At 67.4% G+C, this 13,915-nt stretch carries 15 protein-coding genes and 1 tRNA gene; 5 read left to right on the forward strand and 11 right to left on the reverse strand.

The annotated features are described in order from the left end of the window. Positions 1-37: 37 nt before the first annotated feature. Complete coding sequence (locus tag FBR43_RS06775) at positions 38-1,474, forward strand: AMP nucleosidase (RefSeq protein WP_136942441.1); 1,437 nt, start codon at positions 38-40, stop codon at positions 1,472-1,474. 6 nt (positions 1,475-1,480) lie between these two features. Here the strand turns inward: FBR43_RS06775 and FBR43_RS06780 are convergent, their stop codons facing one another. The 6 genes from FBR43_RS06780 to FBR43_RS06805 are packed head-to-tail and all read right to left on the reverse strand — an operon-like array spanning position 1,481 to position 7,808. After that, on the reverse strand, positions 1,481-2,836 hold the full coding sequence (locus tag FBR43_RS06780; protein ID WP_136942442.1) for a sensor histidine kinase: 1,356 nt from the start codon (positions 2,834-2,836) through the stop codon (positions 1,481-1,483). Continuing rightward, positions 2,833-3,930, reverse strand: a complete 1,098-nt coding sequence (locus FBR43_RS06785) for a hypothetical protein (RefSeq protein ID WP_136942443.1) — start codon at positions 3,928-3,930, stop codon at positions 2,833-2,835. Before FBR43_RS06785 ends, FBR43_RS06780 begins: the two co-directional genes overlap by 4 nt. Positions 3,931-3,966: 36 nt before the next feature. Further along, a complete protein-coding gene (locus tag FBR43_RS06790; protein ID WP_136942444.1) occupies positions 3,967-5,142 on the reverse strand; it encodes a hypothetical protein in 1,176 nt (391 codons plus the stop codon). Between the two features lie 6 nt (positions 5,143-5,148). Next, positions 5,149-6,345: an exo-beta-N-acetylmuramidase NamZ family protein gene (locus tag FBR43_RS06795; protein WP_136942445.1), complete on the reverse strand. Its 1,197-nt coding sequence runs from the start codon at positions 6,343-6,345 to the stop codon at positions 5,149-5,151. Then, positions 6,342-6,881 carry a DOMON-like domain-containing protein gene (locus FBR43_RS06800; RefSeq protein WP_136942446.1) on the reverse strand — a complete coding sequence of 180 codons (540 nt, stop codon included), beginning with the start codon at positions 6,879-6,881 and terminating at the stop codon, positions 6,342-6,344. The genes FBR43_RS06795 and FBR43_RS06800 overlap by 4 nt, the downstream gene beginning before the upstream one ends. Positions 6,882-6,890: 9 nt before the next feature. Further along, a complete protein-coding gene (locus FBR43_RS06805) occupies positions 6,891-7,808 on the reverse strand; it encodes a DUF808 domain-containing protein (RefSeq protein WP_136942447.1) in 918 nt (305 codons plus the stop codon). A 130-nt stretch (positions 7,809-7,938) separates the two neighbouring features. Between FBR43_RS06805 and FBR43_RS06810 the strand changes: the two genes are divergently transcribed. After that, positions 7,939-8,184 carry a hypothetical protein gene (locus FBR43_RS06810; RefSeq protein WP_136942448.1) on the forward strand — a complete coding sequence of 82 codons (246 nt, stop codon included), beginning with the start codon at positions 7,939-7,941 and terminating at the stop codon, positions 8,182-8,184. A 379-nt stretch (positions 8,185-8,563) separates the two neighbouring features. On the opposite strand, the gene FBR43_RS06815 is transcribed toward FBR43_RS06810, so the two are convergent. Next, positions 8,564-9,268, reverse strand: a complete 705-nt coding sequence (locus FBR43_RS06815) for a hypothetical protein (protein WP_136942449.1) — start codon at positions 9,266-9,268, stop codon at positions 8,564-8,566. A 170-nt stretch (positions 9,269-9,438) separates the two neighbouring features. Between FBR43_RS06815 and dcd the strand changes: the two genes are divergently transcribed. Then, entirely contained in the window at positions 9,439-9,990 is a 552-nt protein-coding gene (dcd, locus tag FBR43_RS06820) for a dCTP deaminase (protein ID WP_136942450.1), read from the forward strand. A gap of 52 nt (positions 9,991-10,042) precedes the next feature. On the opposite strand, the gene FBR43_RS06825 is transcribed toward dcd, so the two are convergent. After that, entirely contained in the window at positions 10,043-10,405 is a 363-nt protein-coding gene (locus FBR43_RS06825; protein ID WP_136942451.1) for a tetratricopeptide repeat protein, read from the reverse strand. Between the two features lie 207 nt (positions 10,406-10,612). On the opposite strand from FBR43_RS06825, the gene FBR43_RS06830 reads away from it, so the two are divergent. Next, on the forward strand, positions 10,613-11,752 hold the full coding sequence (locus tag FBR43_RS06830; protein WP_136942452.1) for an SET domain-containing protein-lysine N-methyltransferase: 1,140 nt from the start codon (positions 10,613-10,615) through the stop codon (positions 11,750-11,752). Here FBR43_RS06830 and FBR43_RS06835 read toward each other — a convergent pair. Then, positions 11,743-12,279: a gamma carbonic anhydrase family protein gene (locus tag FBR43_RS06835; protein ID WP_136942453.1), complete on the reverse strand. Its 537-nt coding sequence runs from the start codon at positions 12,277-12,279 to the stop codon at positions 11,743-11,745. The two genes, FBR43_RS06830 and FBR43_RS06835, sit on opposite strands and share 10 nt — an antisense overlap. 9 nt (positions 12,280-12,288) lie before the next feature. Beyond that, positions 12,289-13,257 carry a thioredoxin-disulfide reductase gene (gene trxB, locus FBR43_RS06840; RefSeq protein WP_136942454.1) on the reverse strand — a complete coding sequence of 323 codons (969 nt, stop codon included), beginning with the start codon at positions 13,255-13,257 and terminating at the stop codon, positions 12,289-12,291. A gap of 206 nt (positions 13,258-13,463) precedes the next feature. On the opposite strand from trxB, the gene FBR43_RS06845 reads away from it, so the two are divergent. Beyond that, a complete protein-coding gene (locus FBR43_RS06845; RefSeq protein WP_136942455.1) occupies positions 13,464-13,700 on the forward strand; it encodes a hypothetical protein in 237 nt (78 codons plus the stop codon). Between the two features lie 115 nt (positions 13,701-13,815). Here FBR43_RS06845 and FBR43_RS06850 read toward each other — a convergent pair. Further along, positions 13,816-13,892: transfer RNA gene (locus tag FBR43_RS06850), tRNA-Met, on the reverse strand. Between the last annotated feature and the right edge of the window lie 23 nt (positions 13,893-13,915).

A 13,915-nucleotide genomic window follows, 5' to 3' on the forward strand; every position in this document is an offset into this window, starting at 1 on the left:
TCTTGCCAGCGTCATCTTTGCGCATTAGCCGCAGCAAATGACGCAAGCATCCGACATCGTCGCCGAACTCGACCGGCTATACCGCGCTTCGGTGAAGCGCCTCCAGACCGCCCTCGACGCCTATCTCACGCGTGGTGAGACACCGCAGCCCGACGCGCGGACCGACGGCTCGTTCGCCTATCCCGAAATCCGCGTGCGCTATGCCGACGGCCCCGAGCGCCCTACCCCGCTGCGCTCCTTCGGTCGGCTGGTGACGCCGGGCGAATACCGCATCAGCGTTACCAAGCCGGCGATGTATGCCGACTATCTGTGCGAACAGCTGACGCTGCTGATCGAGGATTATGCCGTCGAGGTCGAGGCGGTGCCCGGCCGGCAGGAAATCCCCTTCCCCTATGTGCTCGACCCCGGCCACGCGCTTCGGCTCGACGAGGTGTCGGCGGCCGACCTAGCCCGCTTCTTCCCCGCGACCGAACTGGCGCATATCGGTGACGAGATCGCCGACGGGCTCTGGGTGTCGGGCGACGGTACGCGGCCGCTCGCGCTGTTCGACGGGCTGCGCACCGATTTCAGCCTCGCGCGCCTGCGCCATTATACGGGAACGCCGCCCGAGCATTTCCAGAACTATATCCTGTTCACCAACTATCACCGCTATGTCGACGAGTTCGTGCGCTGGGGCATCGCGCAGCTGGGCGAGGGCAGCCGTTTCAGCGCATTGTCGGGTGCGGGCGGGCTGTTCATCGAGGAGCCGGGCGATCCCGATCTGCTCGTAACCGACAGCGCGTGGCGGCGGCACCAGATGCCCGCCTATCATCTCGTGGCGCCTGATCGCACCGGCATCACGCTGGTCAACATCGGCGTCGGCCCCTCAAACGCCAAGACCATCACCGATCACCTTGCGGTGCTGCGCCCCGAGGCATGGCTGATGATCGGGCATTGCGGCGGACTCAGGCCCAGCCAGCGCATCGGCGACTATGTGCTGGCGCACGCCTATCTGCGCGACGATCATGTGCTCGACGAGGTGCTGCCGCCCGCCATTCCCGTACCCGCGATCGCCGAGGTACAGCAGGCGCTGGCGCGCGCGGCGCAGACCGTTTCGGGCCAATCGGGCGAGGAACTCAAGCGGCGGCTGCGCACCGGCACCATCGTGACGACCGACGATCGCAACTGGGAATTGCGCTTCTCGGCATCGGCGCTGCGCTTCTCGCTCAGCCGCGCGGTGGGCATCGACATGGAATCGGCGACGATCGCGGCCCAGGGATATCGCTTCCGCGTGCCCTACGGCACCTTGCTGTGCGTATCGGACAAGCCGCTGCACGGCGAGCTCAAGCTGCCCGGCCAGGCCAACCGCTTCTACGAGCGGGCGATCAGCGAGCATATGCGTATCGGCATCGAGACGTGCGAGGAGCTGCGACGCGAGGGTGCCAAGCTCCACAGCCGTAAGCTGCGCGCCTTCAACGAGCCGCCGTTCCGCTAAGCGGGGCTATCCGCCGGCGGGCAGGCTGAGCGTGAAGCGCGCGCCCTGCCCCGCCGCGCTGTCGAGCGTGATGTCGCCCGCCATCGCGCGGGCGAGACGGCGGGCGATGTAGAGGCCAAGACCGGTGCCGCCGGGCTCGCTCGGATCGACGCGACCGAATTTCTCGAACACGCGGACGTGATCGGCAGGAGCGATACCCTTGCCCGTATCGGCGATGGTGACGCGGGCATGGGGGCCGTCGCGCGACAGTCCGATCGTCACCGAACTGCCCCGCGGCGAATAGCGCACCGCGTTGCCGATGAGGTTGACGAGGATCTGGAGCGCGCGGCGGAAGTCGCCCGTGGCGGGCAGCATGTCGTCGAACCCCGGCCGCTCGATCGTCACCTCGGCCTGCTGCGCGCGCACCGCGAGCAGCCCCGCCGCGCGCCGCGCCACATCGGCGAGGTCGATCGGCTCGGGCGCAACGGCGAAGTCGGGGCGCTCGATCGCCTGTAGATCGACCAGATCGTCGACCAGACCCATCAGGTGGCGCGCGGCGCCGGCGATGTCCTGCGCATAGCCGACATATTCGGGCATCAGCGGCCCTTCGGTCTGCGCGCCGATACTGTCGGCATGCGCGACGATTCGCGCGAGCGGCGCGCGCAACGCACGCTCGAGCCGTTCGCCGAACGCATCGGTAAACGCGCTCGGCGTTCCGGCGTCGGGCAGCGGCGGCGCATCGATCAGATGGCCGACGCCGACGAAGCCGGCGAACCTGCCCGCCGCGTCGCGCCGGGCGCGACCCGACAGGCGAAGCCGCGTGCCGTCCTCGCGCAGCACCGCGTCCTGCCGCTCGAAGCCGTTGCAGTTTGCGGCGGCGGCCAGCAGCGGCAACATGCCGTCACTGTCGCTGTCGAACGCCAGCCAGTGCGTCAGCGCCTGGCCAATCGGCGCGGGCCGTCCCGCATCGCGCCACGCCGCCGTGGTGATCCGCATACGCGCGTCGCACGCCCATTCGACATCGGCGTCGGCGGCGTCGAGCGGGGCGGCGGCAGCAAGCGCGGCCCGTGATGACGTGCGCACGCCATCGCGCGCGTGCCAGCCGCTTACCTCGAGCGTGACACCCTCGGCATCGGGGGACGCGCGGACCCATAGCTCGGCGTCGTCGTCGCCATCGGCGACCACCGCGGAGCGCGCGACGACAATGCCGAGACGCTGCGCCAGCCGTGCGATCGCCGCGATCGCGGAAACGGCAAGCGGCGCGCCTTCGCTTCCGCCGGCTTGCGCGTTGAGGCGGACGAGCGGCGCGTCGGCGTGTACGAGCCGACCTTTCGGGTCGAGCCGCGCCGATGCCGACGTGGCACTGTGGATGGTGTCGCTCACTTGCCGAGTGCTCGTATCGCCATCGTCGCCGCGCGAAACGGCGCGGGCAGGCGCAGATGCTCGAGCGCGGCGGCAGCCTCGTTCGGGTCGATCTGCATGATGGCCTCGATGCGGTCGGCGAACGCCTCGACGTCGCGGCGCGGATCGGCTTCGCTCAAGGCGTAGCCGATCCTCGCTACCGTATCGCGTGGGAGATCGAGTGCACGCAGCCCGAGCCACAGCCGCGTATCGCGCGGATCGACGATCATCGCGCGGACGTCCTCGAACGACAATGCAAGCGCGTGCGCGACGAGCGCGGTGGCGAGCACGATGCGCCCATCGGCGAGCGCGATCTCGATCGCTTCGGCGACGCGGCCCAATGGCAGATCGCGCATCACGGCGAAGCGGGTCGCGGCGGCCTCGAGCCGATCCTCGTCGTCATGCCGCGCGAGCGCGCGCTCGGTCGCATCGGCAAGCGCCCACTCGATAGCGGATCGTGCGGCGGCGTCGACGGGCGCGAGGGCCACCGCGATCGCGGCGGCGATCCCCCAAGCGCAGCGAAACTGCGTCTCGGCATCAAGGTCGACCGCATAGGGCGGCTGATCGACGGGGCCGCGGCGCCGCGCTTCGAGCGCGCGCAGTGCAACGGCGCTCGCTTCGGTCGCCATGTCGGCGGTGTCGAACGGATCTTCGGACTCGCTGCGCTCGATCAGCGCTTCGGGCAGTCGTTCGGCGATCAGGTCGAGGACTACCCGATCGAGCAAGGCCGCCGCCATTGCCTCGTCGCTCAGCAGATGATCGTAGAGGCGCGGGCAGATCGCCGCTGCCTCGACCGCGTTCAGGGCGGCGTGGGCCTTGCGATTGCCGGCGGCGGACAGCCGTTCGAGCGCGTCGCCATGGATCGCGCCTCCGATCGTAGCGACGATGGTGCGCAGCAGCGCGGCGAAGGCGACGCGTGTACGATCGTCGAGCCGTTGACAGTCCTCGGCCAGAAAGTCGCGCAGTGCAGCCGTGCGGATTGCCCGCGTGCGCACGTCGGCTGCCGCCGCATCGGCGATCAGCAAGGCGGCTTCGCGCACCGGCGCATCGCGCGGATCGGCAGGGTTTAGCGACATTGGCGCCAGCGCTAGCCGAATGTCGTTAAAACCGCACTAAGGCTTGGCGCGCACCGCCTCGACGGCCAGCGCCAGCGTAGCGAACGCGTAGGCGAGGCAAAGCGCAAGCCCGATCGCGCCATGGCCGATGATCGCGAAGGGCGCGAGCAACAGCAGATGCGCCGACGGGCTTGCCCACCACCATTGTGCGCGCACCGGCATCCGCTCGCACAGCGCGGCCGCCGAAAGCAATGCGAGTGCGAGCGTAAGGGCGGTCAGGGTGCCAGCGGCCCGGCTTTCGGCAATGCCCGTCATCACCACGCCAAGCCCTGCAAGTGCTGCGACGCCATGTTCCTGCGCGCGTGCGTGGCGATCGTCGCCGCGCAGCCAGCTGAGCAGCGAGCCCGTCGACAGCAAGGCCGCCGCGACCACGAGCGCAATCAACCCCGAGGCGACCCAGCTCGCGGCAAGCGCCACCAGTCCGCCCGCAGCGACGGCCAAAGCCAGCGCCACGACTGCCACGCCCGGCACGCCGCGAGCCACCATGGCGGGCAGCGCGACGCGCGAGATCGGCGTGAAGACGAAGCGATCGGGCCAGTCGGTGCGGCTGACCGCGAGCGCGGCAAGCACCGCGTTGCTTCGGCTGGCGAGCACCGACGGGTGCCGCTCGACCCCGTGGCCGGCGCGCTTGGCGGAGGCCGGCAACAGCAGTTGCGCCGCGCCGCCCTGCACCGTCGCACGCAGCAGCGCCGACTGGAAATCATATTCGCGCGGCATCGCGGCGATTTCCTTTAACCGCGCGACGTTGAGCGAGGCGAGGCCCGCCCAGTTATGTCCGGCATCGACACGCTCGACCGCAGCGGGGCTCTCGGCCTCGGGCGTTACCATCAGCGTGTCGGGCTGGGCGGCAGCGATCGCGCGGATCGCGGGATCGATCGTCACCAGCGAATCGGCGATGACCACGATACTGGCAAGCGGATGCGCGCGCGCTGCCGCCTCCTCGGCCGAGCGCACGATGTCGACCGCGACGCCGCGCCGCGTGATGCGATTGACCGCGCCGAGCAATGCAGGCGTGACGCGCGCTACCGCCACGAGGATGTGCGAGGCGCCCGCGGCGATCAGCAAACGCGCCTGATATTCGATCAGCGTCATGCCGCCGAACGGCAAGGTCGCGGCCAGCGTCTCGCCACGCTCCTCGGCAGCCTCGGTCGCGAAGATCAGCCCTGCGAGCATTGCCGGTCAGTACAAAAGGAAGGGCGCGCGCGCCTCGGCCCAGGCAGCCTCGTCGGGCTCGGTCAGATGGTCGAGATCGCCCGGCGTCGCCGCCGCATCATCGACCCATTCGCGCAAGCCCGGCCCGCCGTTGATGACGTCGATCGCGAGCTTGCCATGCTCATACTCGTACGGAAAGTCGCGCCACAGCGGATAGTCGGGATGCAGGCGCCGGATCGCCTTGAAGGCGAGCGCCTGCAACCGCCATGGCTGGAACGCCGCGTGATCGTAGAAATCGCCCTCGGCATGGATGTGCAGCCCGTGACAGAGCTGCCCGACATGCTTGTGGAACGTGGGTTCGAACGTGATCGTGCGCAGCGCGCAGCCCGCCAGCCAGTGCGGCGCGATGTGACGCATCTCGGCGAGTACCGCACGCGCATCGAGATCGGGCGCGCCGAACAGTTCGAGCGGGCGTGTCGTCCCGCGTCCTTCGGAAAGCGTCGTGCCTTCGAGCATCACCGTCCCCGCATAGGCGCGCGCCATGTTGAGATTGGCAGCATTGGGGCTGGGGTTGATCCAGATGCGATCGGGCGGCCAGCCGAAACCCGGCGCGGCATCGGGCTGCCAGCCCTCGAGCGGCACGACATGATAGGCGACGTCGAGCTTGAAATGCGCGACGAACCACGCGCCCAGTTCGCCAAGCGTCAGGCCGTGGCGCATCGGGATCGGTCCCGCGCCGACGAAGCTTTCCCATCCGGCGCGCAGCGTGAGCCCCTCGATCGGGCGGCCGGCGGGATTGGGGCGATCGAGCACCCAGACTTCCTTGCCGTGCGCGGCCGCCGCCTCGAGCATGTAGAGCAGCGTGGTGATGAAGGTGTAGATGCGGCAGCCCAGATCCTGCAGGTCGACGAGCACCACGTCGAACGTGTGCATCGACTGGCCGGTGGGGCGGCGGACTTCGCCATACAGGCTGAATACGGGTACGCGATGGACGGGATCGTCGTAATCGGGCGATTCGACCATATTGTCCTGCTTGTCGCCGCGCAGGCCGTGTTGCGGGCCGAACGCCGCGGTCACGTTAACGCCGGCGGCCACCAGCGCATCGAGGCTGTGGACGAGATCGCGCGTGGTCGAAGCCGGATGCGCGACAAGCGCCACGCGCCGCCCCTTGAGCCGCGCCATCAAATCGGGGTCGGCAAGCAGCCTGTCGATACCGAAGTTCATGCGCGTCTGGGTGCCGTGACTTCGAGCGCAAAGCAATCGCGATGATGAAAATCAGGCTTTCCGGGCGGGTGTGCGAGCGCGCGATAGCTGCGCGATCCATCGCGCCGCGCCAGCACCGCACTCAGCCCGACGCGCAGAAGCGGGAACTCGGCGAGCCAGCCGATCGAAAACCGCGCGTCGATCAGGAGCGATCCGCCGGCGGCATGTTCCAGCGCGATCGCGACGGGTTCGATCGCTTCGGCATCGCGCATGCCGGCGCGGTAGCCTTCGAACCGATAGGCCGCCCATGCGCCCGATGGCGCGAAATTGCATTCGAGATAGCTGCCATCGGGCGCCATCGCGAACAGCTCGAAACAAGTGTCGCGCCAAAGTCCGTCGCGGCGCAGTGCAGGCGCCGGCCTCGGCAGGTCGAGGTCGGACAGATCGCCCGACACCATGTAGCGCGCGTGCCAGCGCCCGCCGCTGCCGCGCGTAACCGCGGCATCGACAAGCAGTGCGTCGGGCGTCTCGCCGGGATGCGCGACGAGGCGATGCATCGGCGCGCTCTAGTGCTTCGCGCCGGGCTTCAGATGCATCAGCCCCGCGACGATCGCACCGGCGACGAGCCCGACAATGGCCGCGGCAGTGGCGCTGACCAGCCAGCCGATCACGCCCGATCCGCCGCCGATCGCGGCGGCTGCGTCCTCGACCAGATGTTCAGGGCCGGCGAAGCCGAATTCGGCAAGGCCGTGGATGAGGATGCCGCCGCCTACCCACAGCATTGCCGCGGTGCCGATGATCGCGAGCGCCTTGAGCAGCACGGGCATCGCCTTAACCAGCCCGCGCCCGAAGCCGGCACTCGGCCCGCCCGAATTGGCGAGGTGAAGGCCCACATCGTCCATCTTCACGATCAGCGCGACGACACCGTACACCAGCACCGTGATGACGAGCCCGACGAGCGCGAGCACCACGCCCTGCACCGCAAGCGTGCGATCGGTCAGTTCGTTGAGCGTGATGACCATGATCTCGGCCGACAGGATGAAGTCGGTGCGGATCGCGCCCGAGACCTGCCGCGCCTCGAGTTCGGCGGGATCGGCGATCTGCGCCACTTCCTCGATCGCGTGCTTGCCCGACAGCGACTTGATGATCTTCTCGGCGCCCTCGAAGCTCAGATACAGCCCGCCCAGCATGAGCAGCGGCGTGAGTGCCCAGGGGGCGAGCGCGCTCAGCGCAAGCGCGGCGGGCAGGATGAACAACAGCTTGTTGCGCAGCGAGCCGATCGCGATCTTGCCGATGATCGGCAATTCGCGTTGCGGCGGCAGGCCGACGACATAGCCGGGTGTCACCGCCGCATCGTCGATCACCACGCCGGCGGCCTTGCTGCCCGCGCGTCCCGCCGCCGCCGCCACATCGTCCGCCGACGCCGCCGCCAGTCGCGCGAGCGCCGCCACATCGTCGAGCAGCGCTACCAGTCCACCTGCCATCGCGGGTTCCCCAAGCCTTTGCCCGCCCCTACGATGCAGGCGGGGCGAATGCTACCGTCATGCGCGGCGCGAAACATTTCGCTGCGCCGCGCGGTTATGGCAGGCAGTATCGTGCTTCTGGGGACCGTTCATGGAAGATCGTTCGAACCTTGCGCTCGGCATCCGTCGCTCGGCGGAAATGGCGGCGGTGTTCATGATCGGCGACGGCCTGCTGGGGATGCTGCAACCGCAGCGCCACATCGAATTGTGGCGCTCCGACGTTGGCGCGGTCGACGCGCTCGTACGTCCATTCGCCGGGCGGCCGAGGCGCAGGCGGGCTTATGGCGCGTTGCAGCTGGGTGCAGGGGTGCTGCTGGCGTCGGTGTTGAAGCGGTGAACCGCTCGACGCTGCGATGGTCCGGATCACCGCTGCCGCCGTCGGCGACCGCGTTGTAGAACTTCAGTGAAAGATCAGCCTGCGTGGCGAGCGGGTTGCCGATTCCGATCGGCCAACCATGGATGCCATCGGTGGACCATGGCGCCGGTTGCTCATCGTCCGTGCCGCGATAGAAGATGATTTTCTCACCGTTCCACACATAGGCGATCGCGTAAAAGCCAGAGTCGACGCCATCAGTATTGGGTAAGACTTCGGACTGACGGATAATGACAGCGTAGCCTATCTGCGTTTGATTTAAAATCACAGATAAATCCGTGATTCCTTCAGCGTATCCACGATTATAAGAGTCCATCGCAAGGATCGAGAAAAAGATCGCGATTCATTGAACACTCTCCGTCGTGAACGCCCCTGCCATCAAACTATCAGAAAGGGTGGGTTCGATTGCGAATCGGTTGCCGGCGAACGTCTTGTTCCTATACGAACCCAGCCATCCCAATCGCTCATCAATTCCCGTAGAGATTGCCTCGTCGGTAACGGCGACTGAAATACGTCTCAGCCGCATACCCGACCCGAAAGTCGCAGCGAGGTCCTCCGGATCGACCCGCGCGACGCTTGTGGGGTCACGGATGTCAGCAAACGTGACAAGCAGCGGGTAATCCTCCCGCGCCATCTCGCGGGGCGGGCCGTTGCGCATGGCGGCGAGCTTCGGCGCCGCTTCGATGAAGTGGTCGGCGCCGCCGACGAAGCCGGGATAGAGTGCGCGGGTCACTCCCGTCATGATCTCGCCGCGACCTTCATCGGTGAGCAGGGCGAACAGCGTTCGACCCAACGGAAGGTCGACCGCGACCGCTTGGCCCTTCAAATGTACGCCGGCCCGCGCGCTGTCAGCGATCCGCCAGCTCGCCTCCTTCACCGAGATTTCCATGACGCTGGACCCGGTCCGCAAGCCCTGCGGCGTATCCACCGCCACGGTCATGCGGAACCGGTAGGTCGTGGGGAACAACTGGGCGCATCCCGCCAGCAGCGCAGACATGCCGCTACCGATGGCTCCGAGCGCGCCCCGCCGCGTCATCATCCCGCTCATCCCCTGCACCTCACATGCCGAAAGCACTCCGGTGCACGATGTCAGGCAATCGCTTCCACAACGCTAACCCAAACGATTGCCAGCACGGCTCACCCGCGTTCGCGCATGTCGATTGAGCCTTGCCCAGCCGCGCCGCGCCCGCGACAAGGCGGCGGCACAAGGGGAATGGCATGATCCTGTCGGATATCTGGATTCGCGAGGCGGCGCAGACGCGCGGCATGATCGAGCCGTTCGTCGAGGCCCAGCGGCGCGAGGGCTGCATCAGCTACGGCCTCTCGTCCTACGGCTATGACGCGCGCGTTGCCGACGAGTTCAAGATCTTCACCAATGTCGACAACGCCATCGTCGACCCCAAGGATTTTGCCGCCAACAGCTTCGTCGATCGCAAGACCGATGTGTGCATCATCCCGCCCAACAGCTTCGCGCTGGCGCGTACGGTCGAATATTTCCGCGTGCCGCGCGACGTGCTGGTCATCTGTCTGGGGAAATCGACCTATGCGCGCTGCGGCATCATCGTGAACGTGACCCCGCTCGAACCCGAATGGGAAGGTCATGTGACGCTCGAATTCTCGAACACCACGCCGCTGCCGGCAAAGATCTACGCCAATGAGGGCGCGTGCCAGTTCCTGTTCCTGCGCGGCGAACAGGCGTGCGAGACGAGCTATGCCGATCGCGCGGGCAAATATATGGGTCAGCGCGGCGTGACGCTGCCGCGCCTCTAGTGGCGCCGCGATCGTCCCGGCCGGCAGCCGCCGCCGGGCCGATCAATCTGGCTCAGCGGACCGCCATGCGTTGCCGCTCGAGCTTTGCCAGCCCGCGCTCGGCAATCGCGTGCGAACCCAGCGCGTGGCCCGGCCGCAGCAGCAGCGAGACATCGTCGGTCGCCATCACGCGCGCGTACATCGCCTGCGCCTCGTTGATGCGATTGGTGCGCGCATAGATCGCGGCAAGGTTGATGAGGAGCTCGGGCTTGTCGGGTTCGAGCGCGAGCTGCGCGCGAAGCGCGGCCTCGGCCTCGGAGAACTCGCCGGCCTCGATGGCGTCATGGCCGTAGGGATCGCTCCGGACCTGTTCGGCGACCGATACTGCCGGGGCGCCCAGCATCGCCGCAACAAGGATGCAGTGTGGAATGCGCATGATGCATCTCCGATATGATGTTTCAATAGAGTGACGGTTATGTGTCACTTTTGTTTCATGCGCTTTTGTGCCCGAGCGTGCAATGACAAATTTGTTACAGTTTGACGGCTTGATCTGCGACGTGACGACTCGCGGAGTCAGCACGAGTCGCGCTAGACAGAGCGCGTCGCGCTATGGTAAATCGCATGGCAATCGGGGGAATGCGACGTGCCGTTCGAGCTGTGGGTATGGGTCGCGATCGCCTTCCATTTCGCGGGATATGGCACTTATCTGCTTGGGCTTCGGCGGCAGCAGGTCGAACCCAATCGCGCTTCCTGGCTGATCTGGAGCGCCGCGACGGTCATCGAAGCGGTGACCTATTCGGCCGCGAACCCCGGCAGTCCCACGGCCTTCGTGTTCCTCGCCTCGGCGGGCGCGTGCATCCTCGTGCTCATCGGCATCTGGCGCCGCTCGGCGTGGGCGCGCCCGACACGGCCCGAGACGATCTGCATGATCGCGTCGTTCGCCGCGCTCATCCTGTGGCTGGTGTTTCGCGAGGCGTTCTGGGCGCACATGCTCGTGGTGCTCGTCGTGCCGATCAGTTTTCTGCCGACCTGGGCCAGCGCGCGGGCCGATCCCGCGCGCGAGGCTTCGCCCGCCTGGGGACTATGGACGCTGGGCGACACCGCCGCGTTGCTCACCGCGCTTGCCGCGCGCGACGAGGGCGTCAGCGAGCTTGCCTATATCGTCATGGAGATCGTCTGCCATGCCAGCGTCTGGGCGATCGTCGGGCTCGGCACGATCAACCCGCTGGCGCGCTTCGGTCCGCGCGCGCCACACCGTTCGACCGCGGGCGGCGATTTCGATGTCGGCGACACGCATCTGGGCAAGGCGGTGTTCGCGCGCCGCGCATTCGACGAAGGCGAGCCGCTGATGATGTTCACCGGCCGGCGCATCCGTGCCGACCGCGTGCCGAGCCTGCTGCGCGGCAGCGCCGACCGGTTCGTGCAGGTGACGCCCGATCATTTCATGGGCCCGTCGGGACGGATCGACGATCTGGTCAACCACAGCTGCGATCCCAATGGCGGGCTGCGCTTCAGCCCGCATGGGGTGACGCTGGTGGCGTTGCGCGCGATCGCGCCGGGCGAAGAGATCAGCTGGGATTACTCAACCGCACTGGCGCAGAGCAACTGGCACATGATCTGCCGATGCGGCGCATCCGGCTGCCGCCGCGTCATCGGCAATTTCGAGACGCTGAGCGCCGAACGGCAGGAATATTTCCGCGCGCGCAATCTGGTTGCGCCCTATCTGCGCCGACGCGACGCGCTGGCGCCGCTGCCCGCGCGCCCACATGTGCGCTACGGCTGATCGACGCGCACCAGCCCTTCGGCATATTCGCGCGCCTTGGCGACATATAGCGCCGCCGACATCCGGAGCCCGGCGATGGCTGCGGGGTCGAGCTGGCGCACTACCCGTGCCGGGCTGCCCACGATCAGGCTGCCGGCCGGAAACGCCTTACCCTCGGTTACGAGCGCCCCCGCCCCCACCAGGCAATCGTCGCCAATCACCGCATGGTTGAGGATCGTCGCCCCCATGCCCACCAGCACGTTGTCGCCGATCGTGCAGCCATGCAGGATCGCGTGGTGGCCGATCGTGCATCCCGCGCCGACGCTCAGCGGTGCGCCGGGGTCCGAATGCAGCATCGCGCCTTCTTGCACATTGGTATTGGCCCCGATGCTGATCGTAGTGTTGTCGGCGCGGATGACGGCGCCGAACCACAGGCTGACCCCCTCGCCCAGCACCGCATCGCCAATCACATCGGCCGACGGCGCGATCCAGGCCGATCCGTCGCCGGGCAGCTGCGGCGCCTTGCCGCCGATCGCATAGAGCGGCACGCGGCGGCCCTATTCGGCGGCTTCGCGAACGTGCTCGAACTCGACCTCGGCAAGGAAGCGCTCGGCGTCGAGCGCCGCCATGCAGCCGGTGCCGGCGGCGGTGACGGCCTGGCGATAGACCTTGTCCATCACGTCGCCACAGGCGAACACGCCCTCGACGCTGGTGCGCGTCGATCCGGTCTGCACCGCGATGTAACCATCGGCATCGAGCTCGAGATGGCCGCGGAAAAGCTCGGTCGCCGGGTGATGGCCGATCGCGACGAACCCGCCCTCGACGTCGAGCCGCGAAAGCTCGCCGGTCACGGTGTCGCGCAGCTCGAGCGCCACCAGCCCTTCGGGATCACCGTCGCCGACGAAGCGCTCGACGCCCTTGTTCCAGAGCACGGTGATCTTCTCGTTGGCGAACAGCCGCTCCTGCAGGATCTTCTCGGCGCGCAGGCTGTCGCGCCGGTGGATTAGCGTCACGTCGTCGCTGTGATTGGTGAGGTACAGCGCTTCCTCGACCGCGGTGTTGCCGCCCCCGATCACCGCCACCTTGCGACCGCGATAGAAGAAGCCGTCGCAGGTGGCGCAGGCCGATACGCCCTTGCCCTTCAGCGCTTCCTCGCTGTCGAGCCCCAGCCACTTGGCCTGCGCGCCGGTGGCGATCACCAGCACCTCGCCTTCATACACGTCGCCGCCGTCGCCGATGAGGCGGAAGGGGCGGCGCGAGAGATCGACCTCGACGATCGTGTCGTACATCAGCCGCGTGCCGACATGCTCGGCCTGCGCCTGCATTTCGTCCATCAGCCAGGGACCCTGGATGACGTCGCGGAAGCCGGGATAATTCTCGACATCGGTGGTGGTCGTCAGCTGGCCGCCGGGCTGGATGCCCTGCACGACGATCGGCTTCATCCCGGCGCGAGCGCCGTAGATCGCGGCGGAGAGCCCGGCCGGGCCCGAGCCGAGGATGAGCATGCGGGTGGTGTGCGTAGTCATGGGCGCTCCGATACGCGATCGGCCGCGCGACTGCCAGTGGTTGGCGGCGCCGTCGCGGCCTCTCGATCAAGTCGGATCGATACAATAAAAACGCAATCGAAAGAAAATATTGGCAGGGGCGTAAGCGTGCGTTCGGGGATGCGGCAGCCAGGAAAGCGGCAGGTCGTCAATCCGTTCGGGGCGCAGACAACCGACGGAACGCTGAGATGAAGACCATATTGGCATTGTTCGTGGCGCTGGTTGCGATCGTGCTTGCGCTGGGGCTTCGGGAATGGACGCGCGATCGCAATCATCGCCAGCGGCGCAAACGCCGCCAGGTGCAGCGCCGCGCGCACCAGAAGGCCTGGGAGTGGGTGATGGGCTCGCGCCGCCATCGCCGGCTGCCCTATCTCCCGAAGGACGACGCCAACGCCGGCGAGGAACGATCACGGCTGCGCCGGTGACCGCTGCGTGGCAGCCTCGCCCGGCACGTGCTGCGTTCCTGCCGGCAATTTGATGAGGATGGTAGCGGAGGACTGCACCAGCCTGAACCGGAACGTCCTTGCGCCTCGGTTCAGATGGTAGCGGAGGAGGGACTTGAACCCCCGACACGCGGATTATGATTCCGCTGCTCTAACCAACTGAGCTACTCCGCCCCGATCAGGGCCGCCGTCGTGCG

This window comes from Sphingomonas baiyangensis (assembly GCF_005144715.1).
Classification (GTDB): domain Bacteria; phylum Pseudomonadota; class Alphaproteobacteria; order Sphingomonadales; family Sphingomonadaceae; genus Sphingomonas; species Sphingomonas baiyangensis.

What these genes read in the sequence shown, in the direction of transcription:
- FBR43_RS06810 (WP_136942448.1), top strand. Translation starts at nt 7,939, where the DNA reads ATGGAAGATCGTTCGAACCTTGCGCTCGGCATCCGTCGCTCGGCGGAA.
- FBR43_RS06815 (WP_136942449.1), bottom strand. Translation starts at nt 9,268, where the DNA reads ATGAGCGGGATGATGACGCGGCGGGGCGCGCTCGGAGCCATCGGTAGC.
- FBR43_RS06775 (WP_136942441.1), top strand. Translation starts at nt 38, where the DNA reads ATGACGCAAGCATCCGACATCGTCGCCGAACTCGACCGGCTATACCGC.
- dcd (WP_136942450.1), top strand. Translation starts at nt 9,439, where the DNA reads ATGATCCTGTCGGATATCTGGATTCGCGAGGCGGCGCAGACGCGCGGC.
- FBR43_RS06790 (WP_136942444.1), bottom strand. Translation starts at nt 5,142, where the DNA reads ATGCTCGCAGGGCTGATCTTCGCGACCGAGGCTGCCGAGGAGCGTGGC.
- FBR43_RS06800 (WP_136942446.1), bottom strand. Translation starts at nt 6,881, where the DNA reads ATGCATCGCCTCGTCGCGCATCCCGGCGAGACGCCCGACGCACTGCTT.
- FBR43_RS06845 (WP_136942455.1), top strand. Translation starts at nt 13,464, where the DNA reads ATGAAGACCATATTGGCATTGTTCGTGGCGCTGGTTGCGATCGTGCTT.
- FBR43_RS06825 (WP_136942451.1), bottom strand. Translation starts at nt 10,405, where the DNA reads ATGCGCATTCCACACTGCATCCTTGTTGCGGCGATGCTGGGCGCCCCG.
- FBR43_RS06785 (WP_136942443.1), bottom strand. Translation starts at nt 3,930, where the DNA reads ATGTCGCTAAACCCTGCCGATCCGCGCGATGCGCCGGTGCGCGAAGCC.
- FBR43_RS06795 (WP_136942445.1), bottom strand. Translation starts at nt 6,345, where the DNA reads ATGAACTTCGGTATCGACAGGCTGCTTGCCGACCCCGATTTGATGGCG.
- FBR43_RS06805 (WP_136942447.1), bottom strand. Translation starts at nt 7,808, where the DNA reads ATGGCAGGTGGACTGGTAGCGCTGCTCGACGATGTGGCGGCGCTCGCG.
- trxB (WP_136942454.1), bottom strand. Translation starts at nt 13,257, where the DNA reads ATGACTACGCACACCACCCGCATGCTCATCCTCGGCTCGGGCCCGGCC.